This is a genomic window from Saccharopolyspora sp. NFXS83, assembly GCF_026241095.1.
Taxonomy (GTDB): Bacteria; Actinomycetota; Actinomycetes; order Mycobacteriales; family Pseudonocardiaceae; genus Saccharopolyspora_C.
In genome coordinates this window covers 317,113-340,155 of sequence record NZ_JAPFGB010000003.1, presented here as the reverse complement: position 1 = coordinate 340,155, position 23,043 = coordinate 317,113, and the positions used below count along the sequence as shown (strand labels likewise).

The window sequence follows — 23,043 nt, the reverse complement described above, 5'->3', positions numbered from 1 at the left end:
ATGACCAGCGAACTGCACGCCGCACCGAGGCATCTCGACGCCAGGAGCCCGGAGAGCAAGGCCCGCAGCTACGCGCGACTGGGCAAGCTCGACGTCTACGACTACTACCTGAGCATCCTGGTGGTGGCCGCCGCCGTGCTGCCGCTGGCCGCGGTCGGGGCCGGTTCGCTGCCGATGCTGCTGCTGTTCCTGCTCGGTGAGGTGTGCACGCTCGTCGCGCTGGTCTCGTTCGACGACGTGACCGGATTCCGCGATGGCAGCGACATCGCCAACTACGGGCCGAACGACCCGCTGCGCAAGAAGCTGCGCAAGCCGCTGGTCGCGGGCACGCTCACCGAGCGGGAGGCGCTGCGGTTCGGTTGGGCCGCGGCGGGCGCCGGGGCGCTGCTGTGGGGCGGGGCCGTCGCGCTCGCCCCGCATCGTCCTATGTGGACGATCGTGGTGATCGCGGTGACCTTCGCGATCGCCTTGCAGTACTCCTACGGGCTCAAGCTCAGCTACCACGGCTTCCAGGAGGCGTTCCTGGTCGCGCTGGGCACGGTCCTGGTGCTCGCCCCGTACGGGCTGGCCACCGGCGAGTTCTCCGGCTTCCTGCTGGTGCAGGCGGTGCTGTTCGGCCTCGGGCCGCTGATGTTCGGGGTGTACTCCAACACCAACGACGTCGAAGGCGACCGGGGCGTCGGCCGCCCGACCGTGGCCGCGCTGACCACCGCGCGCGGCAACGCCCTGTTCATCGGCGCGTTGTCGCTCGGCGAGTTCCTGCTGGTGCTCGGTGCCTCGCTCACCGGGGTGGCGCCGTGGTGGTTCGTGGTGCTGCTGCTGCCGGCGAGCGCGCTGCGCGCCCGGCAGTACCACCTCGGTTTCCGGGCGCACGACATCATGCGCGCGCGCAGGCTCGGATTCCGCGTGCACCGGACGTACGTGCTGCTGCTGGTCGTGGCGAACCTGCTGATCACCCTCGGACTCGCCGGGGGGCTCGCCCGATGAGCACCGAACTGGACGTCGCGGTGGTGGGAGCGGGCATGGCCGGGCTCGCCGCCGCGACCGAGCTCTCCCGCTCCGGGCTCGACGTCCGCGTGTACGAGTCCTCCGACCACGTCGGCGGCCGGACCGCGAGCGTTCGGGTCGACGGATACACGATCGACGCCGGGGCCGAGCAGCTCTCCCCTCGCGGCTACCGCGCGACGTGGGAACTGCTGGCCCGGATGGGAATTCCCGAACACGAGGTCCCGCTGATCAAGAGCCCGATCGCGATGTGGCGGGACGGGCGGGCGCACGCCGGGGTCGCCGACCCGCGCGGCCTGCTCACCGGCGCCGGGCTCTCCCCGCTGGCCAGGGTCGACCTCGCCAAGTTCCAGCTGTGGCTGGCGCGGCGGCGCGGCGAGTTCGACACCGACGACCCGCAGTGCACCCCGCTGGCGGACACCACGGTCGCCGAGTTCGCCCGCCGCTTCCACCCCGACGTGCACGACTACCTGCTGCAGCCGGTCGCGGGCACCTTCTTCGGCTGGGACACCGAGCGGTCCTCGGCGGCGGTGATGCTCTCGCTGCTGCTGGCCGTCGGTGACGCCTCCAGTTGGCGGACCTACCGCGGCGGCATGGACACCTTGGCGCGACGGCTCGCGGACCGGCTCGACGTCCGGACCGGGCAGGAGGTGCACCAGGTGGTCTCCACCGGGAACTCGGCCCGGCTGCAGGTCGGTCCGGAGAGCGTCACCGCGCGTTCGGTGCTGCTGTGCGTGCCCGCACCGGTGGCGGCCCGGTTGCACCCGGGAGCACCGGAGGCGGAGGGCGAGTTCCTGCGCGCGTGCTCGTTCACCCCCGCGCTCAAGGTGAGCTGCCTGCTGGACCGGCCGCTGGCACCGGCCGGCGGCTCCCCGCCGTACGTGCTGCTGACCTCGCAGGCCGAGGAGGACGTGCTCTCGGCGATCCTGTTCGACCAACAGAAGCACCCGGACCGGGCGCCCGCCGGAGCGGGACTGCTGACCCTGATGCCGAACCCCGCGACCACCGCGGACCTGCTGGGACTGCCCGATGAGGAGATCATCGCCCGGCTCACCGGCGCCGCGGCCCGGTACCTGCCCGACCTGCCCGCGGCGAACCGCCGCAACTTCGTGCACCGCCACCCGCACGGCCTGCCGGAGGCCACGCCCGCGGCGCTGGGACTGCGCTCCCGGTTCATGGCTCGCCGACTGCGCCCCGTCGACTACGCCGGGGACTGGGTGATGTTGCGCCCCGCGAGCGAAGGCGCCGTGCGCGCGGGCGCGCTCGCAGCCTCGCGCGTGCTGAGCAGGCTGCGCGCACCGCTGAGCATCCCGACCCAGGCTAGGAGCCGACGCGTTGAAACCGCATGACATGGGTGTCCTGTTCGACGAGTGCGCGCGGCGGCACACCGCGACGACGGTGCGGCTGGACCGGCCGTTCGACATCGCACCGGACGGCGGGTCGACGTACGCGGTGGACGAGCTGGCCGAACTGGTGCGCACCGCGGCCGGGTGGCTGGCGGCGGCCGGGGCCGGGCGGGGTGACCGGGTGGCGATCGTGAAGGACAACCACTGGGACTACGACCTGCTGGCGTGCGCGGCGGTGCGCATCGGCGCGATCCCCGCGCAGCTCTCGGCGCACCTGTCGACGGCCGCGCTGGAGCAGCTGCTCAAGCGGCTGGACGCGACGGTGCTGGTCACCTCCGGCGGGGTGGCCGCGAGCTGCGCGGAGGACGGGCTCGACCTGGTCTCCGCGGCCCGCACCACCTTGCTGCTCGACGGGTACGCACCGGGCGCGCTGTCGTTGGACGACGTGCGCGGGCAGCCCGCTCCCGCGCCCCGGCTGCGCCCGGACGACGAACCGCTGGTGATCAACCACACCTCCGGCACGACCGGCGTGCCGAAGCTCGTCGTGCACTCCACCCGCACGATCATCGGGCAGCTGGCCCGGTTCGAATCGACCCGGATGCCGCGGATCGGGGTGCGCCCGGACGACACGGTGGTCAACGCGAGCTCCTACGCGCACGGGCGGACGTTCTGCTGGACGGCGGTGGCGCTGAGCATGGCGCCACGGGACCTGGTCGTCCTCAGCCGACCGGAACCGGACCTGGCCGATCCGGTGCTGCGGGCTCACCCGCCGACGATCGTGGAGGCGCTGCCCGCCACGTACGTGGGGTTCCGGCCGCTGACCGAGCGGCTGGACAACCCGTTCCGCCGGGTGCGGCTGTTCATCAGCACCTACGACGCGGTGCACCCGCCCACCGTCCGCACCTTCCTGAACGCCTCCGCCCACCGGAGTCCGCTGTGGATGCAAGGGTGGGGGCAGACGGAGACCGGGCCGCTGACCTTCCGCTTCCACACCCGCCGCTCGCTCAACGGCGCGAAGAGCTCCTCCGCGCGGCACCTGGGCTGGCCGGTGCCGGGGCGGACCCGGCTGCGCGTGGTGGACCCGGACACCTTCGAACCGGTTCGGCGCGGCGACCCCGGCCTGGTGCTCGCGCGCACCGCCGCGCGCTGCTTGGACTACCCCGGCGAATCCGAGCGCTGGGAGGCGAAGCGGCGCGGCCCGTGGTGGAACACCGGCGACATCGGCGTGCACCACCGCGACGGCCACATCTCGTTGCTGGACCGCGAAGTGGACCGGACCCCGCAGCTGAGCTGCCTGGAGACCGAGGACGTCCTGGAGGACCGGATCGCCCAGGCGCAGGAGTGCGTGGTGCTCGGGCGGCCGGGTGAGCAGCCGCTGCCGGTGGTGGTGACCGCCGACGGCGCGCTCCCTGCCGGTGCGTGGCGCCGGGCGATCCGCGGGCTGCCGACGATGCAGGAACCGGTACTGCTGACCTGGGATCAGGTCCCGCGCACCGGCACCGGCAAGGTGCGGCGAGCACTGCTGCTCGAACAGCTGACGGGTGACACTGACCAGCCTGGATCGGGTCGTTGGACCTAGATCCGTCCGGGGGTGACGCAGGGGGTCGGGTAGCGGTGCCCCAGCGGTTCCCCCGCTGCGGGACCGATCTGTCGAGCGGCTGCTCCGCGCGAGATCGCCGTCCCCGCGAGGGAACCGCTGGGAATCGGCCGCGTGCCGGGGCTTCGCCGCCGGCGACCACCCGTGAAACGGCTTCGACGAGGGAGAAGGGGGCGGTGGTGACCGGCGCCTACGTGTTCGACGTTCGGCACGCGCACGAGGAGGACTGGCACCGCTGCCTGAGCGCGGCGCACGATCCGCTCACCTTGGCGCGGCTGGCCAAGACCGGAGTCGGTGCCGGGTGGCACTGCCTCGAAGTGGGGGCGGGCGCGGGCGACGTCTCGGTGTGGCTGGCGAATCGGGTAGCGCCCACGGGCAGCGTGCTGACGACCGACCTGCAGCCGATGCTGGAGTCGCGCGGGAACCTGCTGGTGCGCGAGCACGACGTGGTGACCGATCCGCTGCCTGAGGAGAGCTTCGACCTGGTGGTGGCCCGGCTGGTGCTGCGGCACCTGCCCCAGCGGCAGTCGGTGCTGGCCAAGCTGGTGCGCTCGCTGAAACCGGGCGGCTGGTTGCAGATCGACGAGTTCGACACCTCCTACGAGCCGCTGCTGCTCGCCGCCGACGAGGAGTCCGCACTCCTCTACGAGAAGTTCCTCGCCGCGAAGGCCGCGGTGATGCGCTCCGCCGGGGTGGACGAGGAGTGGGGACGCCGGGTTCCGCTGGCGATGCGCCGGGCCGGTCTGGTCGACGTCGACCCGAGGCCGCACGTGCAGTTGCGGCACCGGGGTTCCGCCGACCTGCGGTTGCTGGTGCACCGCCTCGACCACCTGTGGGACCGGCTGCTGGCCACCGGGATGACCGAGGCCGAGCTGGTGCGGGTGCGGGCCGTGATGCTGCACCCGGAGTTCCGCGCGACGTCGAGCCTGATGTACTCGGTGCACGGCCGGAAGGTCGGCCGGTGAGCACCGCCCCGGTGTCGGGTCGAGCGGTGGCGGGGGTGGCCGCGGACGTCCACGCGCGGCTGGCCGGTGCCGTCTCCGATGGCGCCGTCCGCTGCGAGATCGACTGGTCCGGCCCGGTGCGGGCGCCGCTTCCGGACGAGGCGGCCGTGCAGGCGGCCTGCGGCATCATGCACGTGCACGGCCGGGCCGCCGGGCTCCCCGCCGCGCTGAGCGTGGACTACGCCTCGGTCGTCGCCGGGGTGCTGGCGGCGCAGGGCACGCTGGCCGCGGCGATCGCCCGCGCCCGCGGGGCCCGCCGCACCGAGGTGCGCACGTCGGTGGCCCAGGCCGCGCTGCTCAGCGTGCAGCAGTACCTCGCGGTCGCGGACATCGATCCGGAAGACGACCCGCACCCGGCGGACGGCGTGCGCCCGCCGTTCACCACCTCCGACGGGGTCCGCTGCGAACTGGAGACGCTCGACGCGGAACCGTGGCTGCGCTTCTGGCAGGCGCTGGGTGCGGAGACACCCGTCATCGCGCGCGGGTGGTGGCCGTTCCAGCAGCGCTTCGGAACCGCGCGCTGCGCGTTGCCCGCCGCGTTGCACGACGTCATCGGCCGCACCCGGTACGCCGACGTGCGCGCGGCGGCGGCGGATTCCGGGGTCGCGGTGCTGCCGGTGCGCGAGGACCCGTCCTCGCCCTGGGAGGTCCCGGCCTGCACCAGCACTCCGCTGCTCGCGGCACCGGCGCGGGACTGGAGCGTTCCGGCCTGTGCACCGCTGGAGGGGATCGTCGTCGTCGAATCGACCCGGCGGATCCAGGGGCCGGTGGTCGGGCACGTGCTGCGGATGCTCGGCGCGGAGGTGATCCGCGTCGAACCTCCCGGCGGTGACCCGATGCGCGGCTTGGCGCCGATGGCCGGTGACTGTTCGGTGCGCTACCGCTCGCTCAACGACGGCAAGCGGATCGTCGAGGTGGACATCAAGTCGGCCGCCGGGCGGCGCGAGCTGCACGACCTGGTCGCGGACGCGGAGGTGTTCGTGCACAACTGGGCGCCGGGCAAGGCCGCGCAGCTCGGCCTGGACGCCGACGACCTGGTGCGCGGCAGTCCCGGCCTGGTCTACGCGTGGGCGTCCGGTTGGGGCGACGCGGCGGGGCCGAATCCGCCGCTGGGCACCGATTTCCTGGTGCAGGCCGGCAGCGGGCTGGCCGCGGCGCTGACCCCGCTCGGCACGCCCGCGGCGCCCTCGCTGATGACGCTGACCGATGTGCTCGGCGGACTCGTGTGCGCCTGCGGCGTGCTGGAGGGACTGCTGCGGCGGGTGCGCACCGGCGAGGGGTCGCGGGTGGACACGTCGCTGCTGTCCGCCGCGAGCATCGTGCCCCGGCCCGCACGACGCGGATCCGCCCCGTGGTCAGGTCCACTTCGGACGGCGGACGGTTTCCTGGTGCTGCCGCGGGAGGTCGACCCCGGCATCGCGAGTTCCGTGTTCGGTTCCGAGGCGGACGACATCGTCGGCCGGTGCCGTGCGCAGCCCACCGAGACCTGGGTGCGCCGGGGCGCGGAGGTGGGCGTGGAGCTCACCCCGGTGTGCACGGACCTGCGCGACCTCGCGGCCGACTCCCGTTTCCGCGCCGCGCTGGGCCGCGCCGAGCACCTGTTCCCGTTTCCCCCTTGGGAGTTCTCATGACCCACGACCCGCTGTCCGAGACCGGGATCCCGATCGGTGACCTCGTCCCGCCCGCGCTGCGCGAGCGCTGGGTGCGCGCCGGGCACTGCCCGGACCGCGACGTGCACGCCCTGTTCCGCGAGCGGGTCGCCGCCCACCCGCACCGGGACGCCGTCGTCGACGCCGCCGGAGGGGTGCTCGACTACGCGGGCCTGGACCGCGAGGTCGACCGGATCGCCGTCGCGCTGGCCGGGGCGGGCATCGGTCCCGGCGACATCGTCGGCATCCGGATGCCCAACGGACGGCGCCTGGTCGTCGCCGAACTCGCCGTCGCCGCCGTCGGCGCGGTCGTGCTCGCCTACCCGGCGGGCCGGGGCGGCCGGGACACCCGCAGCCTGCTGGGCCGATCCCGCGCGGCGGCGGCCATCTTCGGGTCCGTCGACGACGCCGAGGACGCGCGCACGCTCCCGTGCCTGCGCCGGATCTTCACGTTCGGCGCGGGGGAATCCGGGCCGCGCTCGCTGGACGACGCCCCGCCCGCGCGCTGGGCCGCCCGACCGCAGGACGCGGAAGCGCCGGTGCGGATCCTCGTCACGTCGGGCTCCGAAGCGGAACCGAAGATGATCGCCTACTCGCACAACGCGATGTGCGGTGGCCGCGCGAACTACGTGCGCGCCCTCGCGGAGGCGGTGCGGCCGGACCGGCCGATGCGAGCGCTGATGCTGATGTCGCTGGCCTCCTCGTACGGTTCGTGCGCGACCCACGTGGCGGTCGCCGCGCTCGGCGCGACCCTCGTGCTGGCCGAGCGCTACGAGACGGCCACGGCGCTGGAGCTGGTCGCCCGGCACCGCCCGAGCCACGTGTTCGGCGTGCCGACGATGCTGCGCCGCCTCGCCGACCACCCGCCGGTCCCGGCCGAGGACCTCTCCAGCGTCACCACGGTCGTCTCCAGCGCCGCCCCGCTGTCCGAGGTGACCCGCCGGGCCGCCGCGGAGCGCTTCGGAGCTCCCGTGATCAGCGTGTACGGGTCCTCCGACGGCATCAACTGCCACACCGCCCGCGCTCCTGACGCTCCTGGCGCCGGGCTCCCCGACCCGTCGGTCGCGGAGATCCGCATCGTCGACGAAGCCGGGCGCGACGTGGCCACCGGTACGAGCGGCGAGATCCTCGCGCGCGGCCCCATGACGCCGCTGAGCTACGTCGCCGACCCCGAACTCGACGCCCGCTACCGCACCCCCGACGGCTGGGTGCGCAGCGGCGACCGCGGGGTGATCGACGAGTTCGGCCGGTTGCACGTGCTGGGCAGGTTGCGCCAGGTCGTGTCCCGCGGCGGCTACCACATCAGCCCCGCCGAGGTCGAACGCGAGATCGCGGCGCACCCGTCCGTCGTCGACGTCGCCTGCGTGGGGGTGCCGGACGACGATCTAGGCGAGCGGCTGTGCGCCTGCCTGAGCCACACCCCCGGCACCGCCGAACCCACGCTGCCCGAGCTCACCGCGTTCCTCGAAGCCGATCGCGGGCTGGAACGCCGCAAACTGCCCGAACTCCTGGTGGTGCTGCCGGAACTGCCGCTGGCCCCCACCGGGAAGGTGTGCCGCCGCACCGTCACCGCGCTCGCCACCGAACACCAGCACACCAACGCCCCAGGGGAAATCCGATGACCACCTCCAGCACGACCCGCCTCGACCTGGACCAGCTCACCCCGCAGCACCTCAGCGCCCTGCACCGGCTCGCCGCGGGATCCAGTGCCGACGCGCAGGAGTCCGGGTTGGATCCGATCCTGCTCGAACTGGTGCGGCTGCGCGCCTCGCAGCTCAACGGGTGCGAGTTCTGCATGGCGCTGCACTCGCGGCAGGCCCTCGAGAACGGGGAGACCGAGCAGCGCCTGGCGGAGCTCCCCACTTGGGCGGAGTCGCCGCGGTTCGCCGGGCACGAGCGGGCGGCGCTGCTGCTCACCGAATCCGTCACGCGGTTGCCCGGCGGCCAGGTCCCCGACGAGCACTACCGGCCCGCCGAGGAGCACTTCGACCGGTCGCAGCTCGCGCACCTGATGTGGACGATCACCCTGATCAACACCTTCAACCGCCTCTCGATCGGCATCCGGCCGTCCGCGAACTGAGCGAGCGCGGCGTTCAGCGGCGGCCCTCCGGATCGATGGTCACCGCGGCCGTCCATTGTGGACATCGCCGTAGACCACACCGGCCTGGAAGGAGTTCCGGGCGTGTCCGCCCATCACGTTCACGACGTTGTTCGACACCTCGGGCAGCGCGCGCGAGTCGACGGCTCCGGTCTCGGCCGCCGATCCCGCTCCGGCTTTCGGTTCGGCGGCGAGCGTCGCGATGTGCACCGCGACGCTGCGCGAGTCGAAGTCGGCGACCCGCACCCACGCCTCGGCGGCGTACTCCTTGTTCCGCACCGGCAACCGGCCGAACTCCCCTTCGCGCAGCACCCGCAGGTGGTCGCCGCTGAAGGCGATCCGCTTCGCGTGATCGGACACGATCAGCGCGGTGTTCACCTCGTCGGAGTCGCCGATCTCGCGGCAGCGCGCGATCAGCTCCTTGAACCCGGGCGCGTCCAGCATCCGGGTGAGCGCCGTCTTCGCCGGGTAGTAACCGGGAACCACGCCCACCGGGCCGGTGTCGACGGCGATGCGCAGCCGGATCTCCGGCTTGCTCCGCCGGTTGCGCCGGGCGGCGGCCCGATCCAGGTACTCGGCGGCGTCGAGCACCGCGCCCAGGTGCGAGCCGGGCAGCGTGAGCAGCACGCCGTCTCCGGTCGATTCCCGGTCGAGCACGTCCGCCGCGCCGAGACCGCTGTGGTGCAACGCGGTGTCCACCAGGCCGGCGACGGCCGGGGCGATCGCCTCGGTGTGGTACCCGCGGTTGCTCGCGGAATCGACCACGTCGACGGCGAACAACGTTCGGTTCTCAGGGACCAGCGACACTGCATACCTCCAGATGGGTGACTACGTGAAGTCACACAGTCTGGAGAGATCACCGGAGCCGCGTTCCCTGATATCCGGGAGAACTAGTGATCGCCGCCCCGGTTGCCGCGGATCAGGTCCCGCACGCCCGGGGCGTCGAGGACGGTGAACGTCCGGCGGCCGGTGCTGATCAGCCGGGCCTGGCGCAGCTGACTCAGCGCCGATTCGACCTGCTTCGGCGAGGCGGCGACGACTCCGGCGATGTCCAGCTGCGTCAGCCCGTCCACGCGCCGTCCCGAGCCGGTGGGTCGCCCGAAGTGCTCCGCCCACTTCAGCAGGTGCACGGCGACCCTGGTGAGCACGCCGCGGCTCTGCGCGACCTGCCGATCGTCGAAGTTCTCCTGGCGCTTGCGCCACGTCTCGTTGAGCAGGTCGCGCACGGCCGCCCGGTCCTGCATGTCGCGGAACACCTCCGCCGACACCCGCCACGCGTGTCCCGCGCTCAACGCGACCACGCTCGCGGTCCGGGGCCGCGCGTGCACGGCGCCCATCTCCCCGAGCAGATCGCCCGGCCCGGACACCCCCGCCACCGGCTGCCCGCCCTCGGCGTCCGGCAGCACGATCTTGACCAGCCCCTGCCCGATGAGCAGCACGTCGGTCGCCGGTTCACCCGCGGTCATCAGCCGATCGTCGCGGTGGAACGCGAGGAGCGCGCCCGCGCCTTGGAGGAGCCGTTCGCCGTCACTTGCTCGAGGACTACTCACGATCGAGGATTCTCCAAGAAGTGCCCCCGCATTTCGATCATCCACTCCAGGGGAGCACCGGAGCCACTCTCTCGGCCCAATCACCCACTGGAATATGCCGGGCGGAGCGGGCGGTTCAGCAGTGGTCGAAGACGTGGGCGGGATCGTCCGGGCCGACCAGGTCGTGGTCGCGCAGGGTCGTGGTCGCCGGGGTCGCCGGGTCGGCGCAGACCTCCGGGAAGGTGCCGCGCAGGTCGTCGGCGTACTCGACGTCGAGCACGCCGCCGCCGTAGACCGCCGCGTAGTCGGCGCACTCCTCCCACCGGTGGCAGCTCTCGGTGATGGCGAAGTCGAATCCCGCCTCGTCCTTGCCGCGGGCGCCGAGTTCGGCGGCGTTCTTCTGCGCCACGGCGAGCCCGGATCCGTGCGCGACGTCGGCCAGCAGCTTCGCCATCGCCAGGTTGTCGTCCTCGGTCAGCAGATCCGCCGACCTGCTGTAGGAGTCCAGGTTGTCCAGCTCCACGGAGTCGAAGCCGCGCGCCGCGCAGCCCTCGACGGATTCGCCGATGATCTCGGCGAGACGGGTGCGGTGCTGCTCGGTGGAAGTGTCCAAGATGAGTTCGTCGGGCCAGCCCGGATCGCTCACCGGCTCACCGTCGGGCCCGGAGAGCACCAGGTCCCGGCGCTCGCCCAGCCACAGCTCCCGATCGCCGGGCTGGGACTGGAAACCGTTGACGTAGCAGATGTTGTGCAGTCCCGCTGCCGGTTCCGCCGTGCTGTCCCGGGCCACCACCGTGACGCCCTCGGGCGGCGGGTACGCGCCGCCGAGCTGGTAGTCCAGCACGCCGTCGGCAGGCGGGACGGAGAACGCGGGAGCGGTGTCCTGGGTCGCCGATACCGGCCGGACCGCCGGGGACTCCCCCGTGCCCGCCGTCGTACCGCAGGCGGCGAGCACGACCGCGCCCGCACCGATCACCGCCAGCGCGCGCAGCCGTCGAACCGTCGGGCCGCAGTGGTTCCTCATCAGAGCCGGTCCTCACAGATTCCGGTGCCCCGGCGCGATCCGCCGCGGCGCTCGGCCGGGACATTACCGCGATGATCACCGATTGCCGTGGTGCGCACGGAGCATCTGCACTCGCCCACCCGGACACCTACGCCGAACTCGGCCCGTCCACCTCGGGGAGCGGGCCCCCGCGCGCAGGGGCTTGGCGGCGAACCGCCCTTCGTGCGCGATGACCGGGCGCCGATCGCCCGCCCACTCCGGGTACTTCCGCTCCAGCTCTTCCCGCCGGGTCATCTCGCGGTGCCAGTGGCGGACCGCATCGCGATCGCCGCCGCCGGTCGCGCGCCAGCTCTTCGGCGCTTCCTCTCGGCTCGGTCCCGGCGTGGCCACCCCGCCGAGCCGCACCGCCGACGGCCGTCGGCGCGGGGCGCCACCGCACTCCGGGCACACCGGTCGGTCACCACCAGCACCCGCCGCGCCCCGAGCTGCGCCCGGTCCCAGCCGATCTCGTCGGCCGCTCCCGCGCCGAACTTCAACGGCGTCGCACCCCAGGTGAACACCGATTCGTGCCGGTACTCGGTCATGCCCGCCTCCTAGGAGTCTTTCCGGACGGCTTGCTCGCGAGGCCTCGCAGAAGTTTTCGATCTCCGTCGGGTCAGCGGTTCCGCCGCTGAGCGGTGACCGGCTCGAGCAACCGGAACCGCGGCGGGATTCCAGCTGCCTCCCCGCGCGGACACCGATGTCGCCGTGCATCGGACCGGAAATCGCGCCACATCGGATCGAGGAAAGCGAGGAAGCCGCTGAGGTTCCCCCACCCGCCCCGCCGCGCAGTCGTTCAGGAGGAACCGCTCAGCGGAACTCGCCGTCCGGGGCGAACGGCAAGGTCTCGGCCTGCTCGGCGTCGTGGCCGAAGATGACCTCGGCGTCGGTCTCCTCGGCGATGCGGCGCAGCTTGTCCACCGATTCCAGCCAGCGCACGTTCCGCCGCCTGACGCCAGATTCCTGCTTGCTGGTCAAGGAATTCGCCTCAAGTCCACCCGAAGGGTGGGTCCGGCGCGGCTCACCGTCATGCCTCTCGCGCGCCGAGGTCACACCTGCGCCCCACCGACGACGCAGGGAGTGTGCGATGCACGACGGATTGGTCGATCAAGTCCGCTGGCTGGTCGACGAGCAGGCCCCGCAGGATCCGGATGTCGCCGCCTCCCACCTGCACGTGCTGATAGCGGCGCACGGCAGAGCCGACGTGGCCGCGGCGCTCGCGGTCGTAGCCCCGGTCGAGATCGCCGGTCTCGCCCGCGAAGGACGCTGACGTAACTCGCCGGCGCGGCCGGTGCTCCCGCGGACCGCACCCCCTTCACCGGGACGCCACGTCCACCCGGGCGGGGCGGTCCTCGACGACCGGTTCCGCGGTCCGGGCCAGGTGCTCGTAGACGAGGGCCGCCCCCGACAGCGCGATCGACAGCACCACCCACGGCGCCGCGCCGGACACGGCGAACAGCAGCGTGTGCAGGCCGGGCCCGATCGCGGCCGACACGCCCCACACCAGCTGGTAGCAGGCGCCGTAGCGGCCCGAATCCGCCCCGCCCGCGAACCCGAGCACGATGACCATCGCGACGGCGCCGAACAACGCCTCCCCCAGGCTGAACAGCAGGATCAGCACCGCCATCACCGGCACCGCGGCCGAGGGGCCGCAACCTCCGAGCAGCAGGAAACCGCCGAGCGCCACTGCCAGCAGCGCCGCGGCCTGCGCCATCAACCGCATCGGATCCCGCCTGCGGCCCCACCACAGCGCGACGGGCTGGAACGCCGGGATCGCCACGCACGAGAGCACGTACGCCACCGGCGGCAGCCACAGCGGCATGCCCAGCCAGCGCAGGTAGATCGGCAGGATCGAGTCGAACGCGACGCTGGCGAGGGTGAGCGCGAGCGTGGCCCCGGTGAACGCGAGGAAGCGCCCGTCGGCGAAGACTCCGCGATACCCCCGCCCGCCTCGCACGACCCCGGGCTCGCGCACCCGGACGGAGCGGGCGCCGAGACGCCAGAACAGGTAGCCGGACAGCGCGAAGCCGACCGCGTTGAGCAGCGGGATCATCGTCCAGAACACCGGCCCCACCCGGTGTTCGAGCGCCGCGCCCACCGCGACCGCCAACGCCCCGAGCCCGAACCCGAGGGTGCGCAAACTGTTGAGCAGCGCGAACATCCCGCGACGCGCCTGCTCGTCGCGGGCGACACCGGCGACGAGACCGCCGTGGGCGGCCCAGTAGAGCCGGTCGCCGAGGCTCACCCCGAACGCGATCATCGCCACCGCGACGGGGGTGTCGGCCCACAGGTACGCGGGGAACACCAGGGCGCGGATCGCGCAGCTCAGGGTGGCCGCCGGGTAGGGGCCGAACCGGTCGGTGAACGTGCCGACGGCCAGCCCGCTGAGCACCAGCGCGGTCAGCGAGCCCGTGCTGAGCGCGGCACCGGCCGTGGACAGCTCCATGCCGCGGCCGTCGGTGAAGTAGAGCAGCGAGAAGGTGACCCACACCCCGGCGCCGAGGGTGTCGATGACCATCGCGGTCATGAACGCCCCGGAGCCCGCTCGGCGCGGTCGCACCACGGCACCCGGCCGGGCGGGCCGGGCCACGTCCTCGCTCATCGAGCCTCCTCCGGTCACCGGTCGTGCACTGCGCACCGCCCACGCCGCGCCGACCCGACCGAGCGGCGGCTCGGCCGGATGTCGGGTCCTCGGCGGGAATCGCGGGCTGGGCGCGATGCGATGACGGGCGAGGTCGCCCGCTGCGCGGATCGAGCGGAGATCGCACGACGGCGTCGTCGTTCCGGTTTCGGGCACACCCGGATCCGGCGGCGCATTTCGCCGCTCTCGTCCGGGAGTTCTGCGATGATCGCTTCCGCGCGGGTCCACGCTAACCACAGCGAAGTGCCGAAATCCAGGGCCGTCACACCCTCGGATCAAAACCACCGGGAAAAGAGACCGCTCATCGAGCCAAGATACCGTCGCGGAACCACCCGAATCGGATTCGCATTTTCGGATCGCCTGCCGCGCCGGACCAGCCCCGGCAGCCGATCACCTGCACTGATACGACGTCGCGTCACGCCCCAGAGTCCGGCTCGCGCCGCGATCGGCGCAGACGATCGGCGACCACCCCTTGAATTCAGAAGTGAAACATCATGCGCCGAATCCGCACATCATCGCCGTTTCCGCAAATTCACTTACCCGACGCGATGCGTCATCCACGAACAAATCCGCACGCCCCCGTTGAACACAGCGCGAACCGGTGGCGAAACCATGCGAGAAGCGCCCACCAAGAGGACCGCGGAGCCCTCCCGGGCAGACCCGGCCGGTCGCGCGCGGAACCTCGCACGTCGATCCGACCGAAGTTGATCAAGATCCATAGTGGACCTCGCGCCGACCGAGCACGCCGCACCGCCGTCGACCTGCGGAGGAACCGGACCGCAGCGAGATCTTAACTGATCAAGTGCTGCGTTTTCCGTGCCACGACAGCCCGTCGCCGCACTTCCGACCGGCCACAGTGGTGCGCACGCCACGCCCGACCGGCGGCGATACCGGGACCGATGTCGATGAGACGATCTCGGTCCCTTACCCTCTCGCTCGTGAGGGAAGAACGAACGATGCTGCACGAATTGGTCGACCAGCTGCCGGACGACCGCCTGGGGCAGGCCCTGTCCCTGCTGGAGAAGCTGGTCAGCGTGTCGCTGCGCCGCAACTTCAAGACCGACGACAAGCCGGACTCGCACGACCAGCGGTGGACCACGCCCTGATCGTCGGCTCCACTGTGGAGCGCTGAGCCGACCGTGGTGGCGCGCCGGATGACGCGTGCTCGCGGGTTCCCAGCGGCTTCCTCGCGAGGACCGCGGTTTTCGTGGCGCAGGGGTGCCACCTGAGAAATCGCGCCACACCTGACCGGGGGCAGCGAGGAAGCCGCCACCCGCCCCGATGCGCCGACGGCTCGACGACGACCTCCTCAGCGCGGTGCGGCGCCCCCGCCGGTGCCCGCCGCCTTCTCGATGACGGCTTTGACCCGGTCCATGTTCGTCCGCGTCATCTTGTTGATGCGGGCGGTCATCGCCGCGTCGTCGAACGGGGCGTCCGCCCGCATGGTGAACTCCTGCACCCAGCGCAGCACCGTGCCCGCCTCGACCTCCTGGTAGGTCCAGTGCAGATCCATGCGCTCGAACGGGCCGGTCTCCAGCCGGCGCGCCCGCACGGTTCGCCCGTGCACGTCGAGCACCCGGCGCGACACCCAGCTCCACGACCTGCCCTCGGCGTCCGGGCGGGTGGTGAGGCGGAAGTCGATGGTGTCGCCGTCGCGGCGCAGCACCTCGGACCGGGCGTACTCGGCGAACAGCTCGGGCCAGGACTCCACGTCGTTGGTCATGTCCCACACCAGGGGCAGCGGTGCCCGCACCGTCACGGAGTTGTCCGTCCGCGCCACGTCAACGCACCCCCTCGTTCACGAACCGGAGCAGCTCGGCGGGCGTGCCGAGCTCGACGGCGGTGTCGTCGGGAACCGTGATCCCGTGGGTCCGCCGCAGCGTCGCCGCCACTTCCAGCAGCGCGAGCGAGTCGTACCCGAGCTCGTCGAAGCGGAGATCCAGGACGTCGCCGTCCAGATCGACCAGTTCGGAATCGCCTGCGGCGGAGCGGATCGCGCTCACCAGATCGGCCTGCGTCAGCCTCATCAACTGCCTCCTCGAATCCCGTTTCCCCGGCCGCGCCGGGGCCGGCGCGGCTCGACCCGTTCACACCGCGCTCAGCACCAGCGCGGAGTTGAACCCGCCGTGCCCGCGAGCCAGCACGAGCACGGTGCGCAGCGGCAGTTCGCGCGGCGCGTCCAGCACCAGGTCCAGCTCCGGGGGGACCGAGCGGGCGCCGATCGTCGGCGGCAGCACGCCGTCGCGCAGCGACAGCAGCGCCGCGACCACGTCCAGCGGCGCGCCTCCTGAGTCCAGCCGCCCGGTCATGCTCTTCGGCGCGGCGACCGGCACCCCCGCCACCCCGAACACCTCGCTGAGCGCGTCGATCTCCGCCCGGTCCCGGTCCGGCGAGCCGTCCGCGTCGGCGAACACCGCGTCCACCTCGCCCACGGGCACCGCGCCGTCCCGCAGGGCCAGCCGGATCGCCCGCGCCAACCCCGGCTCCCGCCCGCTCCCCGGCGGCGGGTCGAACGTCGCGGCGTGCCCGGTGATCCGGCCGTACACCCGCCGCGCACCTCGCTCGACGGCTCCCGCCGCGGACTCCACGACCAGCGCCGCGCCACCTTCACCGGGCACCGATCCCGTGGCGTGCTCGTCGAAGGGCCGGTACGCCCACCTCGGATCCGGCTCGGTGCTCGCACCTCCCATCACGCACTGCGCGGCCAAACCCCACGGGCACACCGAAGCCTCGAAGCCGCCGGTGAGCATCAACGAGTTCGTGCCCTTGCGCACCATCCGCGCGGACTGCGCCACCGCGTCCAGGCCACCGGCCTGTCCGGAGACGAGCACCGAGGAGTTGCCGCGCAGTCCGTGGCGGATCGAGATCTGGCCGGTGTTCACCGCGTAGAACCAGGCGAACGACTGGTACGCGCTGACCCGGTCCGGACCCTCGCCCCACAGCTTGCCCAGTTCTCGCTGGCCGAACTCGAAACCGCCCGCGGCGGCGGCCGTGACCACACCCAGGTCCGCGCCGAGTCCGGGGAGCACTTCGGCGTCGGCCACGGCCCAATCCGCGGCGGCCAGCGCGTACCGCGTCATGCGGTCGGTCTGCGCGAGCAGGCGCGGCGACAGGTAGCGGGACGCGTCGAAGTCGAGCACTTCGCCCGCCACCCGGACCGGGTACGCGGAGGCGTCGAACCGGCTGATCGGGTACAGGCCGCTGCGGCCTTGCAGCGTCGCGTCCCAGTAGTCCTCCACGCCGATGCCGTTGGGCGCCACCGCTCCCATCCCGGTCACCCACGCCGCGTCGTCCCGGCTCATCGGTCCCCCCTGGTCAGCACCACGGCGCTCTGGAACCCGCCGAAACCGCTCCCCACGCTGAGCACCGCGTTCAGCTCCGCCTCGCGCGGATCGCCCGGCACGTAGTCCAGGTCGCACTCCGGATCGGGTTCGACGAGGTTCGCCGTCGGGGGGATCACGCCGTGCCGCAGGGCCAACGCGCAGGCCGCGATCTCGATCGAGCCGATCGCGCCCAGCGAATGCCCCACCTTCGACTTGATCGAGCTGATCGGGACCTGGTGCGCGGCGGCGCCCAGGCTGCGCTTGATCGCCGCGGTCTCGTGCCGGTCGTTCTGCTTGGTGCCCGAACCGTGAGCGTTGACGTAGTCGACGCGTTCGAGGCCCGCTTCGCGCAGCGCCGCGGTGATCGCCCAGGACAGTTCGCGGCCGTCGGGTCGCAGGCCCGTCATGTGGAAGGCGTTGCAGCGACCGGCGAATCCGGTGATCTCGGCGTGCACCCGCGCGCCGCGCCGGAGTGCCGCGGCGCGTTCCTCCAGGACGAACACGGCGGCGCCCTCCCCCAGCACGAACCCGTCCCGGCGCCGGTCGAACGGCCGCGCCGCGTGCGCCGGGTCGGCGTTGTTCGCCGACGTCGCCTTGATGGCGTCGAAGCAGGCGACGGTGATCGGCGAGATCGGCGCGTCGGCGGCCCCCGCGATGACGATCTCGGCCCGCCCGTCGCGGATCAGCTCGGTGCCGTGCCCGACGGCGTCCAGTCCGGAGGTGCAGCCGGTGGAGATCAGCGTGACGGGGCCTTCCGCCCCGGTCTCCCAGGCGACTTCGCGGGCGATGGCCGAGGGCACCTGGTAGTCCCGCAACCGCGGGGAGGCCAGCGCGTGGTCGACGAGCCAGGTCGAGCCGAGCGAGGACACCCGCTGGTAGTCGCGGTCCAGGCCAATGGTGGAGCCGACCGCGCTGCCGATGCTCACCGCCACGTCCGCCGGGTCCGGCCGCGCGAGGTCCAGCCCGCTGTCCCGGACGGCGTCGCGGGCGCAGGCCACCGCGAACGAGGTCACCCGGTCCCACTCGGCGGCCTGACGCGCGGTGAAGCCCTCCGCGCGGGCGTCGAAGTCGACCTCCGCGGCGACCCGGGAGCGAAACGGCGCCGGGTCGAACGCGGTGATGGTGCGGGTGGCCGTGCGGTCGGTGGTGAGCAGGTCCCAGAATCCCGCCGTCGCGTGTCCGCCGGGGACCCGCACTCCCATGCCGGTGAGCACGACCCGCCGATCCGCGCCGCTCATCTCGCCCGCCCGTCCGCGCGACGGCCGACGCACTTTCGTCGTGTCGGCTGAAAACGATTCGATCGGATCACGGGACGTCGACTTCGGGGCAATTCACGCGTTCGCATGGCCACCTCTTGTGAATGAGACTTACTCACGCACTTCGACCGGGCTGGAAACCCGGTGAAACGATTTCCCGGAAACAGCCGAGCAAGCGGATGAAGCGCCGCGCGCTTCGAGGGGAATTAACGCCCCGAGCTGGATCCGGCCACGTCAACGGTGACGGGCGAGCGGCGCCCCGAAGCCCGCGAATCACTCCCGGCGCATGGCGAACGCCAGGACTCGGGCGACTACGGTCCGGACGATCGCCCGCGGCGAATCGGGTTCCGGCGGCACCGGATCAGAGGTTAGCGCCCGAACCCGCCGGAACAGCACGACCAACCGAGTGATTCACCGGACAATTACTTTCGGCGCGCGAAAGAATCGGAGATTTTAGGTGGCCGCTCCGATTCGATATCACCGCGGGAGATCAGCCCCGCACCACCAGCCGCCACAGCGACACCGTCTCCGCCGAACGCGCCTCGTGCAACGGGTCGGTCGGATCCGCCGCCCTCGGGTGCCGCGGCGGTGCGTCGCTGCGGCCCGCGACGGCCAGGCCGGCCGCGTCGATCGCGCTCAGCAGCTCGTCCCGCGAGCGCAGCCCCAGCAGCTCGGCGAGGTCGGAGAGCACCAGCCACCCCTGCCCACCGGGTTCCAGGTGCGCGGCGAGCCCGTCGAGGAACCCCCGCAGCATCCGGCTGCCCGGGTCGTACACGGCGCGCTGCAGGGCGGCCGACGGCTTCGCCGGAACCCACGGCGGATTGCACACCACCAGCCCGGCCCGGCCCTCCGGGTAGAGATCGGCCGCCGCGACCTCGACCCGATCCGCCAGCCCGAGCGCGTTGACGTTCTCCGACGCACAGGCCAGCGCACGGGTGTCCAGATCCGTCGCCACCACTCGCGGAACCCCGCGCCGCGCCAAGATCGAGGCCAGCACTCCCGTGCCGGTACCGACGTCGAACGCCGTCGCCGTCTCCGGCAGCGGTTCCGCGGCCAGCAGGTCCACGTAGTCCGCGCGCTGCGGCGCGAACACCCCGTAGTGCGGGTGGATCCGAGCGCCCAGCGCCGGGATCTCGATCCCGTTGCGCCGCCATTCGTGCGCTCCGATGATGCCGAGCAGTTCCCGCAGTGACAGCACGAACGGCTCGTCGGCCGGGCACCCCGCGGCCAGGCAGGCCTCCCGGATCTCCGGCGCCCGCCGCAGCGACAGCTCGCAACCGGCTTCGACGGGGATCAGCACCATGCCCAGCAGCCGCGCCCGCTGCGCCTGGCGCTGGCGGTGCCGGTGGAAGGTCTGCGCGACGGAATCCATCGCGGGCAACGGTTTCCGGTCGACTCGCCGCGCCATCGCGGTCAGCAGGTTGCGCGCGTTGTGGAAGTCGCCGCGCCACAGCAGGGCGGTGCCTTCCGCCGCCTGGCTGTGCGCGTCATCCGCCCGCACCCGGTCGTCGCCGACCAGCACGCGCCGCGGCGGGGCGGCGCCGTTCTCCGAGCGCCAGATCGCGGAACGCGGCTCGCCTCGCTCGGTCCATTCCAGCGTCGGCAGAGGAGTAGTCAGCACCGCGTCTCTCTTTTCACCTGATGTCCGGACCCACCATCGTAGCGGTGCTGCCCAGGGACAACGCCGCCAGTGCACCCCAAGCCGCCACGGCATCCGGTGATCTTGATCGGGTTCCGCTCCCCGGCATCCGCGCGGCATCGCCACCGGCTGATCCCCGCGTGCCGAACGCACGGTCGGCCCGCCACGGCGGGACCACTCGCTTGGGGGGGCATCGCGGCGACCGGCGCGCTGCGTACGGTGCGGAACGGGGGTGATCCGCACCGTGCCCGGAGCTGAGGACTTGCCGGAACGTTCTCGCCCCGCACCCGGCCGCCACGACCAGAACCACCCGCCGCGCCGGACCGCGACCCGCCCGGCTCCGGACGTCCGCAGGTCCGGAGAACTGCCCGGCTCAGCGGCGAACACCCCGAGACGCGACGCGAACCTGCCGATCGGCGAGTCGTCACGACCCCGGCGTCGGCCGGGGTCGTCGCCGCGTGGCGAGGAGGTGTCGGTGCGTTCGGTGTTCGACGTGTCCTACCAGGAACTCCCGGCGCAGGCCCGAGAGCTGTACCGGGCACTGGGCCTGCATCCGGGCCCGGAGTTCCACCTGACCGCGGCGTCGGCCGCCGCCGGGCTGAGCACGTCCGCGCTGCGCGAACCGCTGGCCGTGCTGCTCGACGCGAACCTGCTCCAGGAAGTGCGCGCCGACCGCTTCCGCTTCCACGACCTGATCCGGTTGCACGCCAAGGAGAAGGCCGGCGCGGAGTGCACGGCCGAGAGGCGCCGCGACGTGGTGCTGCGCGTCGTCGAGCACTACATCCGCCGCGCCCGCGCCGCCGCCGAGCTGTGCACCCCGCACCTGCGGGGCGCCGCCTACGACTTCGCCCACCCCGCGGTGGATTCCGCCGATTTCACCGGCCACCGGGAAGCGCTGGACTGGTTGGAAGCCGAACGGGCCAACCTGGTCGGCGGGGTGCGCGCCGCCGTCGGGCACGGCCTGCCCGCCGCCGCGTGGCAGCTGGGGCACGTGCTGTGGCCGCTGTTCCGGTACCGCGGCCACCACGCGGACTGGCTCACCGTCGACGAGCTGTGCCTCACCGCGGCCCGCGAACTCGACGCGCCCCAACGCGAAGCGCGCACCGCGCGCAGGCTCGCGATGCTGCACCACCGGCGGGGCGCGTGGGCGGAGGCCGCGCGGCTGCTGGATCGCTCCGGCGAGCTGTTCACCGCCACCCGGGGACGTCCACGGCACCACGGACACCCACGACGCACGAGCGGTTCTCGCCCTGGCGCAAGGCGATCCGGCCACGGCACGCGCCTGCGCACTGCGCGCCGAGGCAGGGTTCCGCGAGCTCGGCTTCCCGCGCGAGGCCGCGCTGGCACTGCTGCTCGCCGGGCAGGCCGCGGCGCTGGCCGGAGAAGTCCACGATGGCCTCGATCACCTGCGCGCCGCCGAAACCCGACTGCGGGAGTTCCGCGACGAGGACCCGTTCAACTCGGCGCGCGCGGATCGCGCTCGGCACCGCCCTGATCGCCGCCGGTGAACTCGCCGAGGCGTGCGCCGCGCTCGACGACGGGTCGGCCGCGATGACCAAGCTCGGGTCCACGACCGGACTGGCGCTCGGCCACCACGGGCTCGCCGATCTCGCCGCCGCACGGCGGGCTCCGGCCGCCGAACGGGAGCACCTCGCCGAGGCTGTGCGGCTGTTCGACCACCACGGCGACGCGGCGGCGGGACCACTGCGCGCCCGGCTCACCGATCTCACCGGTCCGGCGTGACCTCACCGGACGCCGCATCCCGGTCAGCGGCACGGTGCTCACTGCCGACGGGGCGATCTGACCGGCGGCCACCCGTCGAGCCCTCGGCGCACGGCGCGGGAGCGGCTCCCGCGCCCGGAAAGATCGGGTGCAGGAGGCGACCACCTGACTCGGCGCGGCGGGTCAGTCCGCCATGAACTCCTGGATCTCCGCGAGCACGCGGTCCGGCTGCTCGTCGACGATGAAGTGGCCCGCACCGGGAACCCAGCGCAGGTCCATCCGCTCCGCGTACTCCTCGTAGCCCTCCAGCAGGCTCGGCGAGATCGCCGGGTCCGCGGTGCCGAACACCAGCCGCGCCTTCGTCGACATCGGGGTGCGGCGGTACTTCCCCCGGCGGACCTGCGGCAGCTCCCGCAGCAGGAACGTGCGGTACAACGCCACCGAAGCCCGGGCCCGCGCGGGAACCCGCCAGCGCTCGGCGAACGCCGCGCGGTCCCGGCGGGACAGCGCGCCGCCCTTGATGGTGCCGAGCACGCCGCGCGAGATGAACGGGGTCCGCCGGATCAGCAGCGCGCCCAGCGGCGAGCCCACCACCACCTGGTACCAGAACCGCCACAGCGAGCGCACCGCAGCGGGCGACATCGACGGCCACGGGTGGGCGATGTTGAGCGCCAGGAACCGGTCGAACCGCTCCGGCGCGCGCATGCACGCGAGGAAACCGACCCAGCCACCCCAGTCGTGACCCACCAGCCGGACCCGGTCGAGCCCCAGCGCGTCGAGCAGGCCGATCAGGTCCGCGGCGAGGTTGTCCTTGTCGTACCCGGTGGCGGGGGCGTCGGTCCAGCCGTGCCCGCGCAGGTCGGGGGCGATGACCCGGTAGTGCTTCGCCAGCTCCGGGATCTGGTGCCGCCACAGGTACCAGTGCTGCGGCCAGCCGTGCAGCAGCACCAGCGGCGGCCCGTCGCCCGCCTCGGCGACGTGCACCCGCAAACCTCCGACCTGGACGTACCGGTGCGTCACACCGGGCACCTCCAGCAAAGCCGGTTCCGCCACCAGCTCACCTCCCCGCAAGACCATCCGGTACCTCACCACACCCCGCCCCCGATTCCAACCCGCGTCCGCCGCGGTCGGAAAGCGACGACGCCAGGCACACGACCGGTGAACGGATCAGTCCACTGCGCCGACCGCCCGG

General features: G+C 72.8%; 23 protein-coding genes. 11 read left to right on the top strand and 12 right to left on the bottom strand.

Features of this window, described 5'->3' with window-relative positions; translation table 11 throughout:
- The 7 genes from OOZ19_RS05280 (at position 1) to OOZ19_RS05250 (ending at position 8,681) form a co-directional block, all read left to right on the top strand.
- The gene (locus OOZ19_RS05280) at positions 1-987 is read left to right on the top strand and encodes a UbiA family prenyltransferase (protein WP_266088826.1); all 987 of its coding nucleotides are present in this window, start codon (positions 1-3) and stop codon (positions 985-987) included.
- Entirely contained in the window at positions 984-2,354 is a 1,371-nt protein-coding gene (locus OOZ19_RS05275) for an NAD(P)/FAD-dependent oxidoreductase (RefSeq protein ID WP_266088824.1), read from the top strand. Before OOZ19_RS05280 ends, OOZ19_RS05275 begins: the two co-directional genes overlap by 4 nt.
- A 1-nt stretch (position 2,355) precedes the next feature.
- On the top strand, positions 2,356-3,930 hold the full coding sequence (locus OOZ19_RS05270; protein WP_266088870.1) for a class I adenylate-forming enzyme family protein: 1,575 nt from the start codon (positions 2,356-2,358) through the stop codon (positions 3,928-3,930).
- A gap of 197 nt (positions 3,931-4,127) precedes the next feature.
- Positions 4,128-4,913: a class I SAM-dependent methyltransferase gene (locus tag OOZ19_RS05265; RefSeq protein WP_266088822.1), complete on the top strand. Its 786-nt coding sequence runs from the start codon at positions 4,128-4,130 to the stop codon at positions 4,911-4,913.
- Complete coding sequence (locus OOZ19_RS05260; protein WP_266088820.1) at positions 4,910-6,583, top strand: CoA transferase; 1,674 nt, start codon at positions 4,910-4,912, stop codon at positions 6,581-6,583. Before OOZ19_RS05265 ends, OOZ19_RS05260 begins: the two co-directional genes overlap by 4 nt.
- Positions 6,580-8,223 (top strand): class I adenylate-forming enzyme family protein, encoded by a 1,644-nt coding sequence (locus tag OOZ19_RS05255; RefSeq protein WP_266088818.1) that lies wholly within the window; start codon positions 6,580-6,582, stop codon positions 8,221-8,223. Before OOZ19_RS05260 ends, OOZ19_RS05255 begins: the two co-directional genes overlap by 4 nt.
- Complete coding sequence (locus OOZ19_RS05250) at positions 8,220-8,681, top strand: carboxymuconolactone decarboxylase family protein (protein ID WP_266088816.1); 462 nt, start codon at positions 8,220-8,222, stop codon at positions 8,679-8,681. Before OOZ19_RS05255 ends, OOZ19_RS05250 begins: the two co-directional genes overlap by 4 nt.
- Before the next feature lie 39 nt (positions 8,682-8,720).
- On the opposite strand, the gene OOZ19_RS05245 is transcribed toward OOZ19_RS05250, so the two are convergent.
- From OOZ19_RS05245 to OOZ19_RS05225, 5 genes are all read right to left on the bottom strand, one after another.
- Positions 8,721-9,506 (bottom strand): hypothetical protein, encoded by a 786-nt coding sequence (locus OOZ19_RS05245; RefSeq protein ID WP_266088814.1) that lies wholly within the window; start codon positions 9,504-9,506, stop codon positions 8,721-8,723.
- Between the two features lie 83 nt (positions 9,507-9,589).
- Positions 9,590-10,249, bottom strand: coding sequence for a Crp/Fnr family transcriptional regulator (locus OOZ19_RS05240; RefSeq protein WP_266088812.1), 660 nt, complete (start codon positions 10,247-10,249; stop codon positions 9,590-9,592).
- Positions 10,250-10,364: 115 nt separating this feature from the next.
- Positions 10,365-11,252, bottom strand: a complete 888-nt coding sequence (locus tag OOZ19_RS05235; RefSeq protein WP_266088810.1) for an endo alpha-1,4 polygalactosaminidase — start codon at positions 11,250-11,252, stop codon at positions 10,365-10,367.
- Positions 11,253-11,521: 269 nt separating this feature from the next.
- Positions 11,522-11,815: a hypothetical protein gene (locus OOZ19_RS30120; protein ID WP_416309394.1), complete on the bottom strand. Its 294-nt coding sequence runs from the start codon at positions 11,813-11,815 to the stop codon at positions 11,522-11,524.
- A 265-nt stretch (positions 11,816-12,080) separates the two neighbouring features.
- The gene (locus OOZ19_RS05225; protein WP_266088808.1) at positions 12,081-12,248 is read right to left on the bottom strand and encodes a hypothetical protein; all 168 of its coding nucleotides are present in this window, start codon (positions 12,246-12,248) and stop codon (positions 12,081-12,083) included.
- A gap of 109 nt (positions 12,249-12,357) precedes the next feature.
- Here OOZ19_RS05225 and OOZ19_RS05220 point away from each other — a divergent pair, with 109 nt between their 5' ends.
- On the top strand, positions 12,358-12,540 hold the full coding sequence (locus OOZ19_RS05220) for a hypothetical protein (RefSeq protein ID WP_266088806.1): 183 nt from the start codon (positions 12,358-12,360) through the stop codon (positions 12,538-12,540).
- Positions 12,541-12,585: 45 nt separating this feature from the next.
- Here OOZ19_RS05220 and OOZ19_RS05215 read toward each other — a convergent pair whose 3' ends face one another.
- The gene (locus tag OOZ19_RS05215; RefSeq protein ID WP_266088804.1) at positions 12,586-13,872 is read right to left on the bottom strand and encodes an MFS transporter; all 1,287 of its coding nucleotides are present in this window, start codon (positions 13,870-13,872) and stop codon (positions 12,586-12,588) included.
- A 977-nt stretch (positions 13,873-14,849) separates the two neighbouring features.
- Between OOZ19_RS05215 and OOZ19_RS05210 the strand changes: the two genes are divergently transcribed.
- Positions 14,850-15,017: a hypothetical protein gene (locus OOZ19_RS05210; RefSeq protein WP_266088802.1), complete on the top strand. Its 168-nt coding sequence runs from the start codon at positions 14,850-14,852 to the stop codon at positions 15,015-15,017.
- 203 nt (positions 15,018-15,220) lie between these two features.
- Here the strand turns inward: OOZ19_RS05210 and OOZ19_RS05205 are convergent, their stop codons facing one another.
- From OOZ19_RS05205 to OOZ19_RS05185, 5 genes are all read right to left on the bottom strand, one after another.
- The gene (locus tag OOZ19_RS05205; RefSeq protein ID WP_266088800.1) at positions 15,221-15,691 is read right to left on the bottom strand and encodes an SRPBCC family protein; all 471 of its coding nucleotides are present in this window, start codon (positions 15,689-15,691) and stop codon (positions 15,221-15,223) included.
- A gap of 1 nt (position 15,692) precedes the next feature.
- Positions 15,693-15,938, bottom strand: coding sequence for an acyl carrier protein (locus tag OOZ19_RS05200; protein ID WP_266088799.1), 246 nt, complete (start codon positions 15,936-15,938; stop codon positions 15,693-15,695).
- Between the two features lie 60 nt (positions 15,939-15,998).
- Positions 15,999-17,213 (bottom strand): ketosynthase chain-length factor, encoded by a 1,215-nt coding sequence (locus tag OOZ19_RS05195; RefSeq protein ID WP_266088797.1) that lies wholly within the window; start codon positions 17,211-17,213, stop codon positions 15,999-16,001.
- On the bottom strand, positions 17,210-18,472 hold the full coding sequence (locus OOZ19_RS05190; RefSeq protein ID WP_266088795.1) for a beta-ketoacyl-[acyl-carrier-protein] synthase family protein: 1,263 nt from the start codon (positions 18,470-18,472) through the stop codon (positions 17,210-17,212). Before OOZ19_RS05190 ends, OOZ19_RS05195 begins: the two co-directional genes overlap by 4 nt.
- A 508-nt stretch (positions 18,473-18,980) precedes the next feature.
- Entirely contained in the window at positions 18,981-20,108 is a 1,128-nt protein-coding gene (locus OOZ19_RS05185) for a methyltransferase (RefSeq protein ID WP_266088869.1), read from the bottom strand.
- A 496-nt stretch (positions 20,109-20,604) separates the two neighbouring features.
- Between OOZ19_RS05185 and OOZ19_RS05180 the strand changes: the two genes are divergently transcribed.
- Both OOZ19_RS05180 and OOZ19_RS05175 read left to right on the top strand, forming a co-directional pair.
- On the top strand, positions 20,605-21,624 hold the full coding sequence (locus OOZ19_RS05180) for a hypothetical protein (protein WP_266088793.1): 1,020 nt from the start codon (positions 20,605-20,607) through the stop codon (positions 21,622-21,624).
- A 56-nt stretch (positions 21,625-21,680) separates the two neighbouring features.
- Entirely contained in the window at positions 21,681-21,872 is a 192-nt protein-coding gene (locus OOZ19_RS05175) for a hypothetical protein (RefSeq protein ID WP_266088791.1), read from the top strand.
- Positions 21,873-22,034: 162 nt separating this feature from the next.
- On the opposite strand, the gene OOZ19_RS05170 is transcribed toward OOZ19_RS05175, so the two are convergent.
- On the bottom strand, positions 22,035-22,928 hold the full coding sequence (locus tag OOZ19_RS05170) for an alpha/beta fold hydrolase (protein WP_266088789.1): 894 nt from the start codon (positions 22,926-22,928) through the stop codon (positions 22,035-22,037).
- Positions 22,929-23,043: the final 115 nt, after the last annotated feature.